A 21411-nucleotide genomic window follows, 5' to 3' on the forward strand; every position below is an offset into this window, starting at 1 on the left:
GCCCTGTGCCGAAATCCTGCGCCATTCATAAGCAGAATGTCGGCATCGCTTACTAGCCTCAGTGCGCCGTGATATATGGCGCGGTTACAAACGCTTCCAGTAACCAGACCATATCATGTAGCAGCCCGGTTAATGCTTTCGCCATGTTGGGCGGCAGTGTTCCCCCAGATGGCTGCGTTAATGCCGGCGTATCGTCCACTTGTAATGCGGTTTCCTGCCAGCAATTCGGTATCAACCCAAGCCACATAGTGATCAGGTACTGCGACCGACCTGGTACAGCCTCAGAAATTACAGGTATAATCCCACAAATTATTCAACTGGTTTAGAAACGAAGATGACAAAACTCACCTTACAAGAGCAGATGCTAAAAGCTGGGTTAGTGACCAGCAAAAAAATGGCCAAAGTCCAAAGAACGGCTAAAAAATCACGAGTTCAGGCGCGTGAGGCAAGAGAGGCTGTGGAAGAAAATAAAAAATCACAACTTGAGCGTGATAAACAGCTAAGCGAACAACAAAAACAATCTGCTTTAGCTAAAGAATATAAAGCTCAGGTGAAGCAGCTCATTGAAATGAACAGAATCGACATTTCAAAAGGCGATATTGGTTTTAACTTCACAGATAATAATTTAATTAAAAAAATAGTTGTGGATAAGCTTACTCAGGCTCAGCTGATTAGTGGTCGTCTCGCCATTGCTCGTTTGGTTGTTGATAACAGTGGCGAGAGTGAATACGCTATTATCCCCGCGAGCGTAGCCGATAAAATTGCGCAGCGAGATGCGAACAGCATTGTATTAAATAGTGCGCTTAGTCAGGAAGAGCAGGATGAAGAAGATCCGTATGCCGATTTTAAAGTGCCTGATGATTTGATGTGGTAATTAACGTTTTGCAGATGCTTATGTATGAAAAGTCCCTAAGGGCTTTTCATTAAGATGCTATGTTCAGCAAGTTCATGGAAAAACGTAAGGTTATTCTGGATAGTTAGCAATACCTTTACGACCAGCCCGACTGGATTACATCTTTCGACTTCCCTGCTTTCTATCTATCTGTGCCTTTATCAGCCAGTACGGTTACATCCGCCTTGGCAACAGCCTCCTGTGCTAATGTTGTCACAGCGGTTAAGCTGCCCACGGTCTTGGTGTATTTGTTACTTCATGTGCAACAATCAGGTGATGTCTGGTATCAACGGCAGTCTGAACGTTATCGGTTAACAGCCAGCCAATGATAAGCTACGGATACTGATAATACCTCTTCTTATAACGAAGCAGTGCCAGCATATGCCCGAATTGATATCGAGAATGTGGTGCTATCTGTGGGTGTACTAATGATGTGGGCGTACTAATGAATAGCATCAGGCCGAAACCCTGCGTCATTCATAAGCAAGAGTTCGGCATCACTAGCTGGCCCAAGGGAGTCGTGACATACAGTGGTAGTGAATAAATGAGACAATAGCCTCCATTTGCTAAAAGCACTCCCTGATGATTTATTCACAAATATTTAAAATATATCGCACGAACGTTTACTCGTTTAATTCCTTATCCTCTGTAAGAACATCCTCTAGGAAACGTACCGCATTGCGCAAAGCCTGATCGGCTTCAGGCAGGATCCCGGCTAGAAGATGCCATACATGGAACATTCCAGGCCAGACTTCGAGTGTGGTGCGTACACGCGCTTCCCCTAAATTTGAAGCTAGTCGGATAGCATCACTCAGCATGACCTCATTCTCACCAATCTGGACGAGGATCGGTGCAAGCCCTTGGACATCAGCATAAACGGGGGAAGCATCAGGATGTGTAGGAAGCTCACCGGCGAGAAAGCGCCTTCCCAAGATGTTAAGAAAATCCACGCTACAAATCGGATCAATCCCCTCGCGGGTGGTCGCAGACAAACCGCTATGGGTAAGATTTGCCCATGGTGAAATCGCCACCCCGGCGGCGGGTAGCGGAATACCAGCGTCACGAGCCTTGCGCATCATAGTGACAACCATCGCGCCACCTGCTGAGTCCCCCACCAGAACGAGATCGAGAGGATGAGTGCCGCTGTCTAGAATTGCACGATAAGCGGAAAAAACATCATTAATTGGCGTCGGAAATGGGAAATCGGGCGCCTGCCTATAGTCTGGTGTGTAAACCCTGGCTTTCAACGCGTTGGCAAGACGCCCCGTAATTCCACGGTATGCTTCGACACCGCCATGCACATAGCCCCCGCCATGAATGTATAGAACTACTCTGCTCCCAACGTGTTCCTCCATCTCGCTGATCATTGCAGGAGCATCGCCTAACGTAGTGGTCTTATAGGAAACACCCTCGATCGCAGGGAAAATTTTTTCAAGACTTTGCATATATTGAGTGCGTACTTCCGGCCAGCTAGCTTCAGACTGACCATAGAGCTTCTGAACAACCGGGCCAGCGGCCGTGATCCATCCATCAAGAGCATTTTGGGCATTTTTCGACAGCATTGTTGAAACCTCACTCAGTTAAATTCTACAATGACAGTATATTCAACATATTGACGAAAAAGGTTCCCCAATGGTGGGAAAGAAAATCCCGGTGGCTAAACCAAAAGGCTCGGATATAGATATTGGCGCACTGCGTATCTTTGTTGCTGTTGCAGAGGCGGGGAGTTTTGTTGCAGGCGGGAAGGCAATGGGACTGACGCGTTCTGCGGCGGGTAAAGCACTGGCTCGTTTGGAAAACTATCTTGAGACGCGGCTTTTCCAACGGACAACTCGTCGCTTGTCTCTCACGACAGAGGGGCACGAATTTTATCATCGATGTAGTCAGTTGCTGGAAGATCTAGAAGAAGCTGAAGCTACCATTCGTCAAAATCCACTACGGCCAAAAGGTATACTTCGACTTACCGTTTCAGAAGGCTACGGCAAAATGATTATTTTGCCGTTTCTCAATGAATTTCTACCGGCCTCACCAGAATTGAGCATCGAGGTAAGCTTCACTGATCGGGTTGTTGATCTTGTAGAAGAAGGATTCGATCTCGCCATCCGCGTAGGTAGTGCAACCACAAGTTACCAATACATAACGCAGGTGATTGACAGGGCATGGCCACACCTTTATGCATCCCCCGACTATCTCGAAAAGTGGGGAATTCCGGACTCGCTTGCTGAGATAAAAAACCATCGGCGTCTTGTCTATGGTCTGGGAACGGCGCCTACCGCATGGACACTGGTTGATAAAGAGCAAGGTCAGATAACTCTGGACTGCCGGGCTTATGCCAGATTTGACAGCGGAGATGCAATTCGCACAGCATCCATAGCGGGGCTGGGTATCGGATATTTGCCATCCTTTATGATTGAAAAGGATTTATTTGAAGGCCGCCTGGTACAAGTGCTGACTGACGTAAGAGGTGAAGAAATTGCTATCCATGCAATTTACCCAAACCGCAGAAATCTCTCTGTTCGAGTGCGGGCTTTCATTGATGATCTTAGAAAATTTCTGAATCACACTTAAAAAGTGACATTTCTTATCCTGCGGACATGAACTTCCGCTTCACGCCCTGAAACATTCGACAAGCTTTGTATGGCTTCAGTAAGGGCGAATGTCGCTCTTTGAGTGCTCAAGTATTTTGCTTCGTCGTAGCGGGTTCTGGTCTTCCAGCAGCGGTAAATTATCCTTATTCGTTTAAACGCCAGCGCCCGGATCGCGGATTGATGAAATTTCCCTTTTCTCGCTGCCCCTGATAATACCGTTTTGCCCAGTATGAGGAATTTACCGTCTTGGCTGCCCATTCACATCTGCCTGACGAATATTTACCTGGCTTTTCAGGAACCAAATTAAAAATTATATCCGAGACGCTGAAACGACCATTACGGAATGGTTTACTCTATATTCCAGATCATCTCGTGAAAAGATGAAAACCTCGCCCGGGTTGTGTCCGCCCGAACGGGGTTGCAGGCCCTTACCGTTGTTGATGGAATAGCCAATCAATCTGCTGCCTTACTGCACATAACCTTCTTGATTAATTTGCCCAGCTACCAGGGTTTCATTTTCTTCCTCAGTAATTTTTGGTGCGGCCAAACTGGTGCTGACACCCCAGTAGTAGCACACCAGGCTGACAATGGCAGACAGGATCATATCCATCGGCGAGCTGATAAGCCCTGTGCCACCAAAGGTTCCCAGGCCGGAAATCACCATTATGGCGATGTAATAAACCAACAACCACCAAGCACAACCGACATCACGCTGATGATGCTTACCTTTTTTCGCAAACAGCGCATACAGCACCCAGGCAGCAATCAGTATCGGCAGCAAAATCACGTTAACCGACCACCCGCTCCAGTAAACCAGCATTGTACTGGCGACAAATGCCAGCGGGCTTAACAGGCTAAACAGCGGCAGGCGGAAAGGACGATGTAAATTTGGCAGATGGCGTCGGAAAGCGCCTGCGGAAATCGGCCCTGGCAAATAAGTAAAGACCGTCGCCGATGTCACGGCCCCAATCAGTCCCCCCCACATCTGGAATTCAGAAGGCAGAGTCCAGGCGATCGCCAGCACAAGTGATAGCCAGAGCGCCCCACGCGGCACACCGGATTTCTCGTCCACTTTGCCAAAGACTTTAAACAGGTGGCCGTTACGCGCCCAGGCAAACAGTACGCGGCTTGCCCCCGCGAGATAAATATTACCGGTACCTGCCGGAGAGATGACAGCATCAACCAGGATCAGATTGATAAGCCAGGTGATCCCAAGGCTGCGCGCCAGATCAGCATAAGGGGATTGCAATACATGTTTCAGGCCATCCCAACCGTGGGCACTCAACGCTTCAGATGGCACCGCGCCCAGGAAAGCATATTGCAACAGCAGGTAAATAACAAAACTCAGCCCAATGGCAATTATGATGGACAGTGGTACATCACGCTGAGGATTTTTCGCTTCACTGGCGAAGTCCACTGCCTGGCGGAAACCCAGATAGGCGAACACAATCCCGGCACCGGTCAGCGAGGAGAAGATACCATGCGTTCCGCCCGGCGGCGGCGGTGGCACATTCAGGTTGGCAGCATTGAAGTACATGAATAAGGTGACAATGGTTAGCAATGGCACAACAAATTTAAAGACAGTAACAATGGTATTTACCCGACCAAAGACTTTTACACTCCAGTAGTTGAGCAGGAAGAACACCAGCAGCAGCCCTATCTGAACAGCAAAACCGATCATTGTCGGGCTGCCATCAGTATTCCCTAAGGCAGGCCACCAGTACACGGCGTACTGACGCACGGCTTCCACCTCTACCCCTGCTGTACTGGTATAGGCAAGTAACGAACTGACGCCAATCACGAAACCCACAACATTACCATGGGAATAATTAGGATAACGGACAAAACCGCCAGCACGTGGCAACGCAGCGGATAATTCCGCAAACACCAGCCCGATTAATAATACGATGATGGCCCCTAGAATCCATGCCCAGCCAGTCTGTGCGCCTGCATATCCGGCGCTGGTGAGCGCGGCATAAAGCCAGCCAGAGCCAATCATTGACCCTATCCCCAGCAAGGTGAGATCGACTAATCCCAGCTCTTTCTTAAGTCCGTGTTTCACCATCTGACATACCTCTTGTTTTCAGTTTCGGCACTCACTGGCCCGACTGTCTGAACCATTCGTTGATGTGATGTGTTGTGTATAACAAGACTAAATGAGCAGGTTACGTGCCATCGCAGGTATCTATAGGTAAATAAATATGTCTTTTTATAATTCAGGTATCGGTAGGTAACAGGAGAATGAAATTTGCAAACTACCGGGCACAAAACAATCCGGACAAAGAGCCATCTGGCAGGACGGTTCGTAAACTAAAAGCAGATCAGCCTCTCAACGCACTAAAAAAGTGCACATCCCCAAATAGGGACGTCGGAAGGCACAAAAATGGGGCATCATTTTTAATTGTCAGCTTTAAACTCACCTCCTCGCGGTAATCGCCAACGAAGTTGACACCCTTATTTGTTTTTACGCTGCAGATTTCAGCCTGGTTCCTGGCTTGTCCGGATTCAACATCACTACCTCAACTCGTTGTCATTGACGGCATGAAGTTGACCACCGTTCATGTAATACGTTGCGGTCCGCGGCTACGGCCCCGGTGATGCACCTGACTCTGTCGCTGCAGTACATACCATGACTATCTGATGCTCTTCTTCGGCGCTCAGTTTATTGACCGGTACCGGACGCACTGCTGTGGATCGATGGTCTTCAGCTTGTCCATTCCAGCGCCGCCAGGTACTTAGGCTGACGGGTATCCGTTTGCGGCGTCTGAATGTTCTGGATAAAGCCCTTTAACCTATTGCTGTGGTGTAAAGGAGAAACGGTACACGTTGCTCTCCCGCCGCTCAAAACCAAGCTTCTGATATAAAGTGTTGGCGGCCTCCCGCGACGGACGGGAAGTTAAATCCACTGTTCTCGCTCCAGCCTCTTGCGCAAGTCTCAACGCTTCTCGTGTCAGCATTTCCGCGAAGCCCTGCCCCCGGTGCTCAACATCAACAACGACATCTTCGATCATTGCTCTTATTCCCGTAGGGATTTCAAAGAGCACAAGCGTCAACATGCCAACGTAGGCACCGTCTTCTAAACGGGCGACGAGAAGAATTGTCGCAGAAGATTCTACAATTCTGGCGATCCTGTCGAGTGTTGGAGTGGCGGACGTAGTTGATAATTGAGATACCAACTGCGAAATCAGTCTCGTCACGGTTGGCGTCGCCTCTGTCACAACTTCAATCTTCACAAACCATTCCTCCAACTTTCTGAAACCCGCAATGATTTTAGCAATTAGTGTCTGCAACGATAAACCGCTAGTGCTTTAATTTGGTGACTACCCTGCGGTTTCTTTCGCCGACGCCCGTCTCATGAGAGACGAAACACGCCACACTTGGCAAACGCCACATATTTATCCAACCCGTAATCTACGCGCGGCTTCCCGCACTTCATCCTGCCGCTGTGGCGCTATATGCGCCATGGACTCTGTGTAGAGCGCCAACACGTCGGCTGGCGCAGTTTCGGGTCGTCCGGCATTGAACGGGGGTTCGGGCGCATATTCCAGTCGAAGTTGTATAGACTGGGCTACGGTATCTCCGGCAATCTCGGCCAACACCGTCAAGGCAAAATCAATGCCTGCCGTTACCCCGCCGCCGGTGATAAGCCGACCATCGCGGACCACACGCGCGGCGTCAGGAATAGCACCATACAGTGGCAGTAATTCGCGCAAAGCCCAGTGACAGGCGGCATGTTTGCCCTGCAAAAATCCAGCGGCCCCCAGGATTAGCGAACCGGTACAGACCGATGTTACATACTGAGCACTGTGACCTAGACGCCGGATATGGCCAATAAACTCCGCATCCAGCGATATCTGTGTAGCGGTCAGTCCACCAGGTACGCATATCAGATCACAGCGGTCGATGTCGGCCAGCGGTACAGTATTGGCAAATGCCAACTCATCGCCCGACACAGTGCCACCCTGTAAGCTGGCCACACGTGTTTCAGAATTAGGCAAACGCGATATGCATTCATAAGGACCGACAAAGTCTAAGGGCGTCATACCTGGGTAAATGACAAACACGGTGCGAAAATTGGCTTGGGACATATTCATGTTGGACTCCTGGAAAACGGATTACGCTTCTTACCTGCCGATATGCTATCTGTTGACAGATTGGCTTAAATGACATAAATACCTCTTTTTCAGCCAATATCAATTCTATGAAACGCATCATCGCTTTTTTCCTGTTTGACGGTTTCCAGATACTGGATGCTGCCGGGCCGATTGCCGCATTTGAAATGCCCACACGCTTCGTCCAGCCCGCGCCTTACACGCTCAAGCTGTTGTCACGCGATGGAGGTCTGATCACTAGCTCTTCAGGCGCAGCAATGCAGACTGAACCCATGCACCAGATCCGCAGTATCGACACGCTGATTCTGGCTGGCGGCATCGGTATACACGACGCGGCTCAATGCCCAGCCACGCTGGCATTTGTGCGCCGCCAAGCTGAGATAGCACGCCGCGTGTGCAGCGTGTGCTCAGGCGCGTATCTTCTGGCGACAACAGGTTTGCTGAACGGTAGGCAGGCCACCACGCACTGGCGACGCACCAAAGATTTTGCCCGGCGTTTTCCCAAGGTGCTTTTTCGTCCGGATCAGATATACACCCAAGACGACAAATTCTGGACATCAGCAGGCATCACCGCAGGTATCGACCTGGCTTTGGCATTGATCGAAGACGACCTGGGAGCAGAACTGTCCAAGCAAGTTGCGCAACAACTCGTGGTTTACCATCGGCGTGGCGGCGGACAGTCCCAGTTCTCTGCCCTGCTCGAGTTTGACACTCCTGGCAGCCGCTTTTCCGAACTTTTACCGTGGATTCGCGAGCACATTGCCGAGTGTCTGTCGGTGCAACGTTTGGCAGAACACGCCTGTATGAGCGAACGCAACTTCGCCCGTACATTCAGGAGCGAGACCGGTATCACACCCGCCAAAGCCGTGGAGAAAATCCGCCTGGAACTTGCTCGTAACCTGATCGAATCAACGCAGAAACCGATAGAAGCTATCGCAATCCAAACCGGATTTGTCGACGCCGAACGTATGCGTAAGGCTTTTCTGCGCATCTATGGGCAGCCACCTCAGAGCGTACGGCGTGCGGTACGTGCGCAAGCAGGAAATACATCAACCTGACCGGAGAAAAACAATAGGTAGATGGGCAAACCACTGACCATTCAAGCCATGCCAACAAAAAATAAAACAGTGTAATGAAAACAGTCAACGCGCGTAAAATAACGCGCTAGGTTTCATCACATAGACCCCATCATCAACCCGAATATGGCTGATGATCACAAAAAACATCAATCATTACCGAGGGATTCAATGCACCGGCTACAAAAAAACCTGTTAGCTATCGCCTTGCCACTGCTATCGCTAACAGCCTCCGCCACTGACGGTTATAAAAACATGAAATTCGGTTCATCATTCAACACCATAAAACAGCAGGCGGACTGTTCGATGACCGGCCCAGATACTATCGACGGGATGAAGGTTTACAGTTGCAAAAATTTTGAATTTTACGATAAGAAAACACTGGCGATGTTTGGCTTTAACAACGATAAATTTGTGCGACTGGCCATCACTATCACACTCGATGAAGTGCCCAGCGTGGTTGAAGGATTGAAAAGCAAATATGGTATGACATCTCCACTAACTGATGCCGATATCAACACTTTTATGAACACCCCTAACAGCCGCGTAGTGGCAAAATTTGACAAGAATCACATCACACTGGTGTTTGATAACGATGCCGACAATCAAAAAAACATCTATCTGGTGTATACCGCTGAAAACTATAGCGCGACAGGTGCCACTGATCTGTAATGTCTGGTATCGGGTTACACGCCGGTTACGGTCATACTATACGGCGTGATACCAACTCCATATTTTAATCAGCAATGCGGCAGATACACTCCAACACACCACAGCGGCGATGAGTGCCTGCGGAAGGCGCATCATCGTCGTCAAGTAGTACAGGGAAATGAGATAGATAAGATAAGGAATGACCGACCAGATACCAAAAAGGATCGTCGCGCGCAACGCATCTATTCCGCGTTCAGCACCTACAATATAATGTGCAATAAGGGCAAAAGTAGGAAATAGGGGAATCAGCCCGGCGATATAGTAATTACGTGTTTTTGCCAGTACGCCAATCAACAAAACAACAAGCGCACCAAGAACAGCTTTGATAAGCAGCGACATACTTTATTTTCATTCCGTTGGACAATCCCCATTTTTAACAGAAATACGCCCACAGAAAAGTGAAAATTGCGCTCAGATCGTTTCTGTTCAACCCCGCAGAATAAATTCAATAAATAAAACATCGGTTCATTTTTATAATACTTTGATCCCGCTCCGTTTTTTATGTCAAATGATTGACTACGCTTAACCTCCTTAGCAGAAAAAAACATTGAATAACAAGGAGTATTGAACGTGAGCCTGACTCGTTTTCCCCTCGCGGCAACAGCGGTGTCGGTATCCCTGCTACTCGCTGCCTGTAGCAATTCTCAACCACATGACACCGTTAAACTGCTATCTCCGGGAACAGCTACCCGCCCGGTGCTTTCCGCTCAGGAAGCTGAGCCGTTTACTCTACAACACTATCTTGCCGCCACCGGTCTTTACACTCAGCCACAAGCCGACGGTTGGTTCCCCGCGGCGGTGAATACCGGCAATATAGCAACACCTTACGTCGTCGGACCGAAAGCCGGGACAGACGGCGCCACATATACCCATATTCAACAGGCAGTCAATGCCGCGATTCGACAGTCAAAAAACAATCAACGCGTGTATATCAGAGTGTTGCCGGGTACTTATACCGGTACAGTTTATATCCCTGCGGATGCCCCGCCGATGACGCTATTTGGTGCCGGTTCACAGCCCGGCCAGGTAGTTATTCAGTTGGCGCTCGACTCGATGATTTCTCCCGCCACCTACCGTTCTACGGTCAACTCTGGTCAGGAATATCAGCCCAGCGATCCCGCCTGGTATATGTATGACGTCTGTGCATCCAAGCAGAAAGCCACCATCGATACCATCTGTGCTGCCGTCATGTGGTCCCAGAGTGATGATTTTCAGCTTAAAAACCTGACTGTCATGAACTCACTGCTGGATAAAATAGGCAGTGGCACACACCAGGGCGTTGCGCTGCGGACTGACGGCGACAAAGTACAGTTGGAAAACGTGCGCTTGATTGGTCGTCAGGATACGTTCTTCGTCAACACCAGCAACAGGAAGAACGAATATGTCACCGATCATTATAGCCGCGCCTATATCAAGGACAGTTACATTGAAGGCGATGTGGATTATGTGTTTGGCCGCGCCACGGCAGTTTTCGATAATGTTCATTTCCATACTGTTTCCAGCCGTGGACCACGTGGCGCCTACGTGTTCGCGCCCGATACCATGCCGCGGGTGAAATATGGTTTTCTGGTAATACACAGTAAACTCACTGGCGATAGCGGCTTTCGGGGCGCACTGAAAGCAAAACTGGGACGCGCCTGGGATCAGGGGGCGAGTAAAACCGGCTATCTGCCAGGCAACACTGCCAACGGGCAGTTGGTGATTCGTGACAGTACGATTGACAGCAGCTATGACCAACTCAACCCGTGGGGCGCGGCAGCCACCACCAACCGGCCATTTCACGGCAACATCAGCCCGACCAGAGACCTGAATGATGTGAAATTCAACCGGTTGTGGGAGTACAACAATGTGGTGATGACCGGACATAACACCGGATTACCGGCCGCAAAATGAGGTGGAAGTAAAAAACACACCATTCACTATCAACCAGTGAATGGTGCGATGATAGATACCTTGTAACAAGCCCCGGCAACTACCGGGGCCATAGCAGTGATATCAATACTGTTTAACGCTTAGTGCCAATGCACATCATCCGTTGGTATCTATGAAACGCTCTCATGATGTTTTTCAATAGCAATTTTTTTCGGTTTTTCATCTTCCTTGATTTCCTGCAGCAGGTTTACTGTCAGTAATCCACTGTCCAGATGCGCGCCCTCAACTTTGACATGATCCGGCAGCGAATAACGGACACTAAAGTCACTACGGCTGATACCACAATGCAACCAGCCATCTTCCTCCTTCGTAGACGTTTCTTCTTTGTGTTTACCAGAAATAAGCAGTTGCCCATTGTTGATGCTGACTTCCAGATCTTCATCGCGCCAGCCAGGTACGCTGAGTGTAATGTCGTAGTGGGTATCGTCGAGTCGGCGGATGTCATAAGACGGCGTGACGGATAAAGGCGTATCGCCTGTCAGCTGGCTGAACAACCGGTCTATACGGTCAAATCGGTCAGAGAAGAGTGAATCGGCAAACGCCGGAAATAAAGACACTGATTTGAATGCCATGGTTAACCTCCTGAATCGCAAAATACACATTCAAAAGTGCAAACCGCAAGGCAACGAAATTGTCTTGCCCTCACTCAATAAGATAATAGTGATTGTGAGACTTTCAAGTCCGCATGATTAAAAATTATGCAGAATGCCCATCAACGGTATAAGGCACAGGCATCCCTGCCTATGGTTCGTGCCAATCATTGAGCTTACGCCATTAATTTAAACCTGCCGACTGCGCGGCCAAACGCAGTACAGCACCAGCGCGGTCAGAAACGTCACCGGAGCAGAAAATGATTGCCACAGCGTGCTGCCATGCATCAGCACAATACCCGTGACCACACTGAGAAACCAGGCGCTCAGCCCATGCAGGTTGACGGTTTTTTCCGTAGGTTTAGGTAAAGGCGAAAACTGGCGAGCGGAAAAAATATGCCCTAACGCCACACCGACCCATGCCACAACAAAAACACCCTGATAGGCCAGCGCTTGCAGAATGTAGGCAAAGATATCGGCCAGCATCAATACATATACCGCCACGCCAACCACACAGGCCCAGACGATTTTGCGATAGCGAATACGTAACAACCGATCGAAAAATACCTGCATATTTACCGTCGCCAGATAGTAATTGGCGGTGTTGATACGGGTTTGAGTAATCCAGACAAACAGTAACCCCCATAACCCCAGTAAATTCAGGATCGCCACCACCACCGCTGTTTCACTGACACCACCTTGGTGGGCCACGCTACTGACCAGATAAATTCCGGCTATGCCGTTGAGCAAAAAGGTGATGAGATAAAATGGCATGCCAAAGTTGAACCGTGCATGGTAATGGCTGTCATTCTCTTTACCAAACCTAGCATAATCAAAGGTATACATCATCAAGACCCATACCCCCATGTAGTAAGTGAAGCAATTCCACCACCCATGGGCTGGAGGGGAAGTCGGCCCGAATTCCAGCCACCGTGGCTGATAACCATAATGATTAATGGACACCAGGACCGTAAGTAGCAGACCGATAAGATAGAACGGCAACAGCACACCATTGAATTTATCCAGCCAGTGCTGCACGCTACCGAAAATCAGCGGCACGCTGTAAAGTACCACCACCAACGCCGCCCAGTGATAAGCCACTTGTGGGAACAGATGATTGATGGCAAAGGCGATAACCGACCCTTCAAACACCGCATAGTAAATGGCAGTAGAGAAGAAAATCAGCGTGGCGAGCGCCGACCCCATACGGCCGAATAACAGATTGGAAAACAGTGCTACCGACAATCCACTGCGGATGGCAAAACGGCTGATCGTCCCATTGACCAAACCATAGCTCACCACCGATAGCGCCATACCAATGATGGCGTTTTTCGCGCCATAGCTCAGCGCCAGCGACGCCCCTACCACAATGTAGAAAATAGCACTGCATACTGCCCACCAGGCCATAGTCAGAGACAGTTTTCCCATTCGCTCTGCCCCGGTCACGGTTTCAGCGGAAATGGCGGAATAGGTCTCTTGCTCATGGGATAAATCAGCCATTGCAAACCTCCGGATACGCGGTTGAACATCATTTAAGGTTGAACAAATCCGCAGTTTGAGCAGAACCCAAACTGACAAAAAATATTTGTATGAATTACAAGATCAATCTATGAAAAGCTGCTCCAACCGCTGCAAACGGTTTCGGTATTGCTGTCGGGCCGCCAGTGCTTCTTCAAGACTGACCGGCACAAAACGTACCTGGTTATGCGGTTGTAACTGCCCGACACTATCCAGATCGGCACTAATAACCGTGCCCAGCGTCATGTAGCCACCGCCAGAAACCGCATCACGTAACAGAATAATCGGCTCCAGCCCACCGGGAACCTGAACAGACCCGATCGGATAGCAGGCATCAACGATATTGGAAGGATCCGATCCCGCGCCAAAAGGCGGCGTGCGGGGCTCAAATACCAGTGGTGCGCCACCTTTCAACCGATAACCGATACGATCGGCTTCGGTACCCACGGACCAGCTATCAGCAAAAAATTGCGCTACCGCCGCGGCTGTTAAACGATGAATGTACAAACCGGTCACCATGCGCAGCTCGACCGCTTTGGCAAATGTTGGAATGAAATCGTCAGGCACGCTAGCGCCCGCCTTTACCTTCATCCCCGCCATCCCAACCGTCAGCGTATCGTTAATCATCAAGCGGCGCCCCTGATACCCCCCCAACGCCCCTAACGTATAGGTGGAACGGCTGCCCAGGGCTTCCGGCACGTCAATCCCTCCGGCTACCGCCAGATAGCTGCGGCAGCCTGCCACGGCGTAATCGAAACGCAATATTTGCCCGGCCTTCACCTTGAAGACGGTATGCATCGGCATCTCTGTACCGTCGAGCGTTGGTTTCATCGACGCACCACACAATGCCACCAGCCCATCACCGGTAAACTCCAGTTCCGGTCCCAGCAAGGTTAATTCCAGTACCGCGGCCTGTTGCGGATTCCCCACCAACAGATTGGCCATACGCAGAGAATACTGATCCAGCCCGCCTGATGGCGGGATGCCAAGATGGTAATACCCTTCCCGGCCGGTATCCTGTACCGATGTCGCCAGCCCGGGTTTGAGGACATTAATCTGCATACAGAACCTCCTGAAGATAGTGCTTGTACCCTGTAGGATCGGCGGCAAATTTATCCAGCTCAAAAGTAACCGGACGAATACGCAGACGGAACGTTCCGTCCTCCACCTCATGGATGGCCTGCTCATAAGCGAGTTGATCGATGGGCTTGAACTGTACGATGTCGCCAGTCCGGAAAAACACCAGTAACTCGCTGAAATAATCCAGCCTCTGCTCCGGGTCATAGATAGGTGCCGGCGTCACACCAAATAACTGATAACCACCCGCGCCCCGTACCGAATAGATACAGCCGAAACAGCCGCCGTGCCCCACTGACAGCCGAGGCGTGTCAGTGCGCGGTCGCAAGTATTTCGGTACCTCAATCTGCTGTGCCCGTTCCACCATCTGAAACATGAAGGGTAATCCGGCGACAAACCCCACCATGGAGACAAACCACGGCGTACCACTGTGCGCGGCGATGAAAGCCGCGACATCTGGATAGCCATTACTGCGTGCCGCGTATTCCAGATCGGTTACGGTGGGATCCTGATGACGATCCCGAAAACGCATCAGCGTTTCCCGCGTCCAGGGATCGTCATATAACACCGGAATTTCAATGATGCGGGTTTCAAGTCGATTAACCGTCTGTGCCTGGTTTTCTGCCTGCTGCACCGCCTCCAGCAATGCCTGCGGCGCGATGATGTCCGGATTAAAGCGAATCTGAAAGGACGCATTGGCCAGACAAATATCCAGTATGCCGGGAATGGCCTGTCGCTCCATAGCGCGGGTAATCGCCATCCCACGGAAGAATGCGGGTAGAGACATCGATTCATCGACTTCAGCGAATAGATGTTCATCCCCACCGAAGGTGTAACGTATTGTGGCGTTTTCCATATCAGGCCTCCTGAGATATCGGGGTCTTGGAGTCCGCACGCTCTTTCAGCCAGGCTTCCAGCGTAGTGGTATCGAACTGCCCAGCCCGCAGACGTGGATCGGCAATCAGCCATTGATGCAGTGATTGTGTTGTCGTGATACCGGTCAGTTTTAGCTGATGCAACGCCCGCTCCGCTCGCGCGATAGCTTGCTGACGATCACGACCATGCACGATCAGCTTGGCCAGCAGGGAATCATAATACGCAGGAATCCGGTAACCGCTGTACAGATGACTATCAACCCGGACCCCCTCGCCTTGCGGCCATACCAGCTCTTCCACCACGCCGGGACACGGGAAGAACCCTCGAGCGGGGTCTTCGGCATTAATCCGCATTTCACAGGCGCTGCCGTTAATAGTGATAGCCTCCTGCGCCAACGTTAACGGTTCTCCCTGGGCGATACGCAGCATCCACTGCACCAGATCGACACCGGTGATCATTTCCGTCACCGGATGTTCCACCTGAATACGAGTATTCATTTCAATAAAATAGAACCGGCCGGTGGCGATATCGAACAGATATTCCAGTGTACCGGCACCGCGATAACGAATCTGTTGGGCCAGCTGTAACGCACTGTGGCAGATCGCCTCGCGTTGCGTCGGAGAAAGCGCGGGAGACGGTGCTTCTTCAAACACTTTCTGCCGCCGCCGTTGCAGCGAACATTCTCGTTCATATAAATGCACGACATGCTCGCCATCTCCCAGGATTTGCACCTCGATATGCCGGGCATGCTGGATAAAATGCTCCAGATAGACATCACCGGAGCCGAACGCGGCCCGGGCTTCACTCTGAGCAATAGGGAAATCACGTGTCAAATCGGCAGCATTGTGAGCGATGCGGATTCCCCGCCCACCACCACCAGCCGCCGCCTTGATCAGCAACGGATAACCAATTTCTTCTGCACACCGTAACGCGGCGGTGACGGTGTCCAGCGCCTTATCGGAGCCGGGAACCACGGGTACGCCCGCCGCCTGGGCAGTACGTCTGGCGACGGCCTTGTCACCCATCATACGAATGGTATCAGGCGTCGGTCCGACAAAAATATAGCCGGCCTTTTCCACTGCCTCGGCAAAATCAGCGTTTTCAGCAAGAAAACCATATCCCGGATGAACAGCGTCGACACCACATGTGCGGGCTCCCTGGAGCAGCGCTTCACTCTTTAAATAACTTTGATCCGCTCGGGCTGGACCAAGAATATAAACCTCATCGGCAAGACGGGCAGGCAGAGAATCGGCATCCGCCTCGCTACAGGCGGCGACAGTAGCAATACCCAGGCTTTTAGCGGCACGGATGATACGTACAGCGATTTCGCCACGATTGGCTATCAGCAATTTTCTTATTGGTATGTTCATCTCTACCTCTGCAATAAATCTTTATTGTTGTAATTATCTATCAGTTTTTATGATGGCAATAACTTGTCCCGGTTCAACAGCTTCACCATTGGAAACCTTAAACGTAATGAGACGTCCATCCTGCTCAGCATAAATTTCACTAAACTGTTTCATGACTTCAATTAAACCAATAACCGTATTTGGCGTGACCACATCATTTTCTTCAATATACACTGCCACATCCGGGGCAGGTTGCCGGTAGAAAATACCGGGTAAAGGAGAACAGATTTCATATTCTTTCATTACCAATGATTCCTTTAATTTAGTTATCAGATACCTGATTAAAAATCGATTTTACTGGCGATTTAATTTCAATATCAGCATTAATTAATACTTCTCGCGTGGTTTTAATTAATGCCAATGCGCCGGGGGTATCACTGTGAATACAGACCGAATCAAATGTAATCGGGATATCATCCCCCTCGACGGTACGGACTTTCCCTTCCAGGCAGGCACGCAACACTCGCTTTGCCGCCTGCTCCGGGTCAAGTGCCTCAACCCGGCGGGTGAAAACAATTGAACCACTTCGGTCATAATCCCGGTCACCATAAAATTCACAGATAACAGGATGTTGTGATTCTTTCGCTGCATGCCACACCGCCGAACCATGCATACAGAACAACAGGAGACCTGGCGCCAATGCATGCAGGGTTTCCACAAAAACCCGTGCTGCCTGAAGATCTTTTGCCAGATGCATATAAAGCGCGCCATGTGGCTTTATATGTTGCAATGGCAATTGATATAAATGGGAAAATTCCCGCAACGCCCCCAACTGATAAATAATATCGTTCACCACTTCTTGTGGCTGAATATTGACATGCCGCCGACCAAAACCCACCAGATCACGAAATCCGGGGTGTGCGCCAATAGCCACTTCATGATATTTTGCCAATGCAACGGTCTCTCGCATGATATTGGGATCCCCAGCATGAAAACCGGTCGCGATATTGGCGGAACTGATAAGAGACATAATATCTTTATCAACACTGTCACCGATGATCCACGGCCCAAAGTTTTCACCCATATCAGAATTAAGATCGACTGCACGTTTCATAATTATTTCTTATTTGTGATGGATTTGTTTAAAAATAATATAAAGTGAATTTTTTATATTCGGAAAGACATATTTTCAGATAGTAGAGTATCTGAAAAACAGATGGCTCATTCATCGGAGAAAACATCATGATTACGCTGCGCCAAATCCGGTATTTTGTCGCCACCGCTGAAATGGGGCAGATATCTCAGGCTGCCATTCAGTTGAACATTTCCCAGTCAGCGGTCACCGCCGCCATACAGGAGCTGGAAAGTTTATTGGGGAAACCGCTGTTTCTGCGCTCAGTACATGGCATGACACTGACGGAAAACGGCAGCTATTTTCTCAATCATGCCTATTCCATTCTACGCAGCGTGGACGATGCCACTAACATCCCACTGACCGACAACCGTATCAGTGGAACATTGAGAATAGCGGCCAGCTACACGGTGATGGGGTATTTCCTGCCATTTCACTTACAGCGGCTCTCTTATGGGTTTCCACATGTCAATATCAATCTGTATGAACGGGAACGCCGTGATATTGAGCAGGGCCTGATCAATCGCGCGTTGGATCTCTCTCTGGTGTTGACGGCAAACCTCACGCATTCGGAAATTATCTCTGAAACCCTGTTCAATTCCGAACGACGACTATGGTTACCCAGCCGACACCCATTATGCGAAAAAGCGGAAGTCAGTCTTGAGGATGTGGCAAAAGAACCCTTTATCATGCTGACAGTTGATGAAGCCGATCACAGCGCCATGCGCTACTGGGATCTTAATGGTCTCCAGCCACGGGAGATGCTGCGCACCAGTTCCGTCGAAGCGGTACGCAGCATGGTGGCGAATGGCTTGGGGGTAGCCATTCTGTCTGATCTGGTCTACCGCCCATGGTCACTGGAAGGTCGACGTATTGAAACCCGTTCGCTCAAGGATACCGTGCATCCAATGAGTGTCGGATTGGCCTGGCATCGTGACGCTGAATTTACCCCACCAATGCAGGCAATTCGGGAGTATTTCCGTAATGCGTTTCTGACACCGCACCTTAATTTTTCACGACGGTGACAACGCTCGGCGCAACTGACGATACAGAATCGTCTAATGTGATGACCCTTCCATCAGGCATCAGACATACGCCGGCTTACGGGGGCTAAAACGCAGCGCCATCAACATCAGAACGATCACACCGGCAGTCATAATCACCCATGCCTGTTCCAGCCCGGTTGAATGCTGGCGAATAAAGCCGGCCACTAATGGCATCAGGCTGGCGATAATGTAGCCGCCTCCTTGTACAAACCCCATTAACGCACCCGCCTGTTGGGGAATATCCACATTATCCAGCGCAATAATCAGTGAGAGCGGAAACAACGCTCCGATACCCAGCCCCAGAAGTATCATGATCGGAAATGCCAGCAAGACCGGTGCGAAAATCAGCCCCAACATCCCCAACAACAGTAACAGCAATACAGGAATCAACAGACGACGCCGATCCGGAAAATAGTTAATGGATGATGACACCAATAACCCGGCGACCACTTCTGTCAGGGTCAGTCCGCCCAGCAAAAATCCACTCTGAGAGGCGCTCCATCTCAATTGGGTGTAATACGGCGGTAGCCAGGCCAGCACCAGCGTGTAAGCTGCCGTACCGACGCCGAAGAAAATCATCAGTGACCAGGCGCGTGGCGTCAGCCGTGGAAAAGAGACGGAATTCCCTCCTGTGACCGATTTTGGCAGTGACGACATCTTTTTCCACGCCAGTGCCGCGATCAAAGCCAATATGCCCCAGAAAGCCAGCGCGCCAGACCATCCTATAACACCCGATAATGGCGACACCGATGAAGCCGCAATCGCCGCCCCGGCCATGATGGCCGTGGTGTAAATTCCCATCAGCGTACTACTTTGCTGACTGAAAAAATGTTTGATAAATGAAGGTATCAGCGCCTGAATCAGCGCAATGCCAATTCCCGCCAGTGCGGCGGTAATCAGCAACCCGGTACGGGTAGTGAACCACCAACGGAGGATGCAGGCGACGGCAATAATCGAAATGCCTAATGCAATACCGCGATATTCACCTAACCGCGCCTGTAACCAACCGCCAGACAAGGCACAACATCCCATCGCGAATACCGGCAATGTGGTGAGTAATCCAGCTTCTCCATCGCTCAACCCGGTTGCTGCCTGAATCTGATCCAGCAATGGGCCGATGCCTGCCAGCACAGGGCGTAAATTCAGCCCCAGTAAAACAATAGTTATTACAATAAAAAGCTGAGAGCGGGCGGTAAATTCTGTTGTCATGAGCATTCCTACTGGCTTGAGTCGATAACCTTGCTGGTTTAAACTGTTATATCTTTACACAAAGAATCTTAACGTCAAGATAAATACCATGACTAACAGAGCAGAAATTGCATTTGCACAATGGCAGCGGGAAAGGCCCGATGTGGATCCCTTTCCCATGCGACTGATTGGCCGCTTATATGAGGCATCGTTACGTATCGAACGTGACTACATCAATCCGCTGTTTACCCGTTTTGACCTGCGTCCCGGTGAGTTTGACGTACTGGCGACACTACGTCGCTCCGGTGCACCTTTTGCACTCTCACCCACTCAGCTTTATGAGGCGCTAATGCTCTCATCCGGGGGAATGACCAATCGTATCGACCGATTGGAAGACGCGTTGCTGGTCAGCCGCCAACGCAATCCGCAAGATCGACGTGGGACGCTGGTGGAATTAACTGAAAAAGGATTACAACTGGTAGATGAACTACTGGAATTACATGTCGATAACGAGCGCCACGTATTGTCAGTGTTGAACGCGGAAGAGCAACAGCAGTTGGATAACCTACTGGCAAAATTGGTGGCCGGATTAACTCAAGCATAATAAATATCCTCCGGCATAGCCGGAGGTTTTTCATATGCGCCTATAAGGCTCTGTTACCAGCCGCGCCCTAACAGGCGCATCGCGATCTGACATTTGCATCTATGGATTACTTACGGCCCGTAAGCGGGCTACCCGGATATGGGATCGAGAGTTGCTCACCCAACTTATCTTGCTCCAATTGGTGCTTTATGTATTCTTGTATCTTCGATGTATTCTTTCCCACCGTATCTACATAATACCCTCGACACCAGAATTCTCGATTTCGGTATTTAAACTTCAAATCGCCAAATTGCTCATAAACCATCAGGCTACTCTTACCCTTCAGGTATCCCATAAAACTCGACACACTCATCTTCGGCGGGATCTCCAGAAGCATATGGATGTGATCCACACAACATTCTGCCTCCACGAGGTTCACGTTTTTCCATTCACACAACTTTCTTAATATGCCGCCAATTGCCCTACGCTTTTCTCCATAGAACACCTGCCTTCGGTACTTCGGCGCAAAAACGATGTGATATTTACAGTTCCATCGGGTGTGCGCTAAGCTCTTTTCGTCCCCCATGGGACCCCCTTTCAATTTTTTGTTTAACTTTTGCAGTTGCCAGACCGCAAGGTGTTTTAACAAATCGAAAGGGGTTTTTATAACCGACTTATAGCTGAAAGCTTTACGGAACCCCCAGCCTAGCTGGGGGTTTTCTATAGACAAATAAATATCCT

Annotated in this window: 22 protein-coding genes and 2 pseudogenes; 7 read left to right on the forward strand and 17 right to left on the reverse strand. The window is 50.0% G+C overall.

Annotated elements, in window-relative coordinates; translation table 11 throughout:
• Window positions 1-58: 58 nt before the first annotated feature.
• A complete protein-coding gene (locus RS889_RS14415) occupies window positions 59-247 on the reverse strand; it encodes a hypothetical protein (protein ID WP_315711190.1) in 189 nt (62 codons plus the stop codon).
• Between the two features lie 87 nt (window positions 248-334).
• Between RS889_RS14415 and RS889_RS14420 the strand changes: the two genes are divergently transcribed.
• Window positions 335-874, forward strand: coding sequence for a DUF2058 domain-containing protein (locus tag RS889_RS14420; RefSeq protein ID WP_315707766.1), 540 nt, complete (start codon window positions 335-337; stop codon window positions 872-874).
• A gap of 172 nt (window positions 875-1046) precedes the next feature.
• On the opposite strand, the pseudogene RS889_RS14425 reads toward RS889_RS14420, so the two are convergent.
• Together RS889_RS14425 and RS889_RS14430 are read right to left on the reverse strand one after the other, a co-directional pair.
• A pseudogene (locus tag RS889_RS14425) lies at window positions 1047-1198 on the reverse strand (IS5/IS1182 family transposase); the annotation flags it as partial.
• 317 nt (window positions 1199-1515) lie between these two features.
• Complete coding sequence (locus RS889_RS14430; protein WP_315707767.1) at window positions 1516-2454, reverse strand: alpha/beta hydrolase; 939 nt, start codon at window positions 2452-2454, stop codon at window positions 1516-1518.
• A 70-nt stretch (window positions 2455-2524) separates the two neighbouring features.
• Between RS889_RS14430 and RS889_RS14435 the strand changes: the two genes are divergently transcribed.
• Entirely contained in the window at window positions 2525-3460 is a 936-nt protein-coding gene (locus RS889_RS14435; protein WP_315707768.1) for a LysR family transcriptional regulator, read from the forward strand.
• A 13-nt stretch (window positions 3461-3473) separates the two neighbouring features.
• On the opposite strand, the pseudogene RS889_RS14440 reads toward RS889_RS14435, so the two are convergent.
• From RS889_RS14440 to RS889_RS14455, 4 genes and pseudogenes are all read right to left on the reverse strand, one after another.
• Window positions 3474-3740: pseudogene (locus RS889_RS14440) on the reverse strand (hypothetical protein); the annotation flags it as partial.
• 206 nt (window positions 3741-3946) lie between these two features.
• Entirely contained in the window at window positions 3947-5545 is a 1599-nt protein-coding gene (locus RS889_RS14445; RefSeq protein WP_315707769.1) for an APC family permease, read from the reverse strand.
• A 727-nt stretch (window positions 5546-6272) separates the two neighbouring features.
• Window positions 6273-6713: a GNAT family N-acetyltransferase gene (locus tag RS889_RS14450; protein WP_290182417.1), complete on the reverse strand. Its 441-nt coding sequence runs from the start codon at window positions 6711-6713 to the stop codon at window positions 6273-6275.
• Window positions 6714-6875: 162 nt separating this feature from the next.
• The gene (locus RS889_RS14455) at window positions 6876-7574 is read right to left on the reverse strand and encodes a DJ-1/PfpI family protein (protein ID WP_315707770.1); all 699 of its coding nucleotides are present in this window, start codon (window positions 7572-7574) and stop codon (window positions 6876-6878) included.
• Between the two features lie 107 nt (window positions 7575-7681).
• Here RS889_RS14455 and RS889_RS14460 point away from each other — a divergent pair, with 107 nt between their 5' ends.
• Both RS889_RS14460 and RS889_RS14465 read left to right on the forward strand, forming a co-directional pair.
• A complete protein-coding gene (locus RS889_RS14460; protein WP_315707771.1) occupies window positions 7682-8650 on the forward strand; it encodes a GlxA family transcriptional regulator in 969 nt (322 codons plus the stop codon).
• Window positions 8651-8839: 189 nt separating this feature from the next.
• Window positions 8840-9340, forward strand: coding sequence for a hypothetical protein (locus RS889_RS14465; protein WP_315707772.1), 501 nt, complete (start codon window positions 8840-8842; stop codon window positions 9338-9340).
• A gap of 36 nt (window positions 9341-9376) precedes the next feature.
• Here the strand turns inward: RS889_RS14465 and RS889_RS14470 are convergent, their stop codons facing one another.
• Complete coding sequence (locus tag RS889_RS14470) at window positions 9377-9718, reverse strand: GlpM family protein (protein ID WP_315707773.1); 342 nt, start codon at window positions 9716-9718, stop codon at window positions 9377-9379.
• A 231-nt stretch (window positions 9719-9949) separates the two neighbouring features.
• Between RS889_RS14470 and pemB the strand changes: the two genes are divergently transcribed.
• Entirely contained in the window at window positions 9950-11272 is a 1323-nt protein-coding gene (gene pemB / locus RS889_RS14475; protein ID WP_315707774.1) for a pectinesterase PemB, read from the forward strand.
• Window positions 11273-11421: 149 nt separating this feature from the next.
• On the opposite strand, the gene RS889_RS14480 is transcribed toward pemB, so the two are convergent.
• From RS889_RS14480 to RS889_RS14510, 7 genes are all read right to left on the reverse strand, one after another.
• Complete coding sequence (locus RS889_RS14480) at window positions 11422-11883, reverse strand: Hsp20 family protein (protein WP_021015453.1); 462 nt, start codon at window positions 11881-11883, stop codon at window positions 11422-11424.
• Between the two features lie 207 nt (window positions 11884-12090).
• Entirely contained in the window at window positions 12091-13401 is a 1311-nt protein-coding gene (locus RS889_RS14485; RefSeq protein WP_315707775.1) for a purine-cytosine permease family protein, read from the reverse strand.
• Window positions 13402-13503: 102 nt separating this feature from the next.
• Window positions 13504-14481 carry a 5-oxoprolinase subunit C family protein gene (locus tag RS889_RS14490; RefSeq protein WP_315707776.1) on the reverse strand — a complete coding sequence of 326 codons (978 nt, stop codon included), beginning with the start codon at window positions 14479-14481 and terminating at the stop codon, window positions 13504-13506.
• Window positions 14471-15352, reverse strand: a complete 882-nt coding sequence (locus tag RS889_RS14495; RefSeq protein WP_021015450.1) for a 5-oxoprolinase subunit B family protein — start codon at window positions 15350-15352, stop codon at window positions 14471-14473. The genes RS889_RS14490 and RS889_RS14495 overlap by 11 nt, the downstream gene beginning before the upstream one ends.
• A 1-nt stretch (window position 15353) precedes the next feature.
• Complete coding sequence (locus RS889_RS14500; protein ID WP_315707777.1) at window positions 15354-16742, reverse strand: acetyl-CoA carboxylase biotin carboxylase subunit; 1389 nt, start codon at window positions 16740-16742, stop codon at window positions 15354-15356.
• 33 nt (window positions 16743-16775) lie between these two features.
• The gene (locus RS889_RS14505) at window positions 16776-17024 is read right to left on the reverse strand and encodes an acetyl-CoA carboxylase (RefSeq protein ID WP_021015448.1); all 249 of its coding nucleotides are present in this window, start codon (window positions 17022-17024) and stop codon (window positions 16776-16778) included.
• 19 nt (window positions 17025-17043) lie between these two features.
• Window positions 17044-17835, reverse strand: a complete 792-nt coding sequence (locus RS889_RS14510) for a 5-oxoprolinase subunit PxpA (RefSeq protein ID WP_315707778.1) — start codon at window positions 17833-17835, stop codon at window positions 17044-17046.
• A gap of 128 nt (window positions 17836-17963) precedes the next feature.
• Between RS889_RS14510 and RS889_RS14515 the strand changes: the two genes are divergently transcribed.
• Complete coding sequence (locus tag RS889_RS14515) at window positions 17964-18878, forward strand: LysR family transcriptional regulator (RefSeq protein WP_021015446.1); 915 nt, start codon at window positions 17964-17966, stop codon at window positions 18876-18878.
• A 60-nt stretch (window positions 18879-18938) separates the two neighbouring features.
• On the opposite strand, the gene RS889_RS14520 is transcribed toward RS889_RS14515, so the two are convergent.
• Window positions 18939-20108 carry an MFS transporter gene (locus tag RS889_RS14520; RefSeq protein ID WP_315707779.1) on the reverse strand — a complete coding sequence of 390 codons (1170 nt, stop codon included), beginning with the start codon at window positions 20106-20108 and terminating at the stop codon, window positions 18939-18941.
• A gap of 88 nt (window positions 20109-20196) precedes the next feature.
• Here RS889_RS14520 and RS889_RS14525 point away from each other — a divergent pair, with 88 nt between their 5' ends.
• The gene (locus tag RS889_RS14525) at window positions 20197-20691 is read left to right on the forward strand and encodes a MarR family winged helix-turn-helix transcriptional regulator (protein WP_315707780.1); all 495 of its coding nucleotides are present in this window, start codon (window positions 20197-20199) and stop codon (window positions 20689-20691) included.
• Between the two features lie 106 nt (window positions 20692-20797).
• Here RS889_RS14525 and tnpA read toward each other — a convergent pair whose 3' ends face one another.
• Window positions 20798-21256, reverse strand: coding sequence for an IS200/IS605 family transposase (gene tnpA, locus RS889_RS14530; protein ID WP_315711024.1), 459 nt, complete (start codon window positions 21254-21256; stop codon window positions 20798-20800).
• Window positions 21257-21411: the final 155 nt, after the last annotated feature.

Origin of the sequence: Brenneria uluponensis (assembly GCF_032395385.1) — a bacterium.
Classification (GTDB): domain Bacteria; phylum Pseudomonadota; class Gammaproteobacteria; order Enterobacterales; family Enterobacteriaceae; genus Prodigiosinella; species Prodigiosinella aquatilis.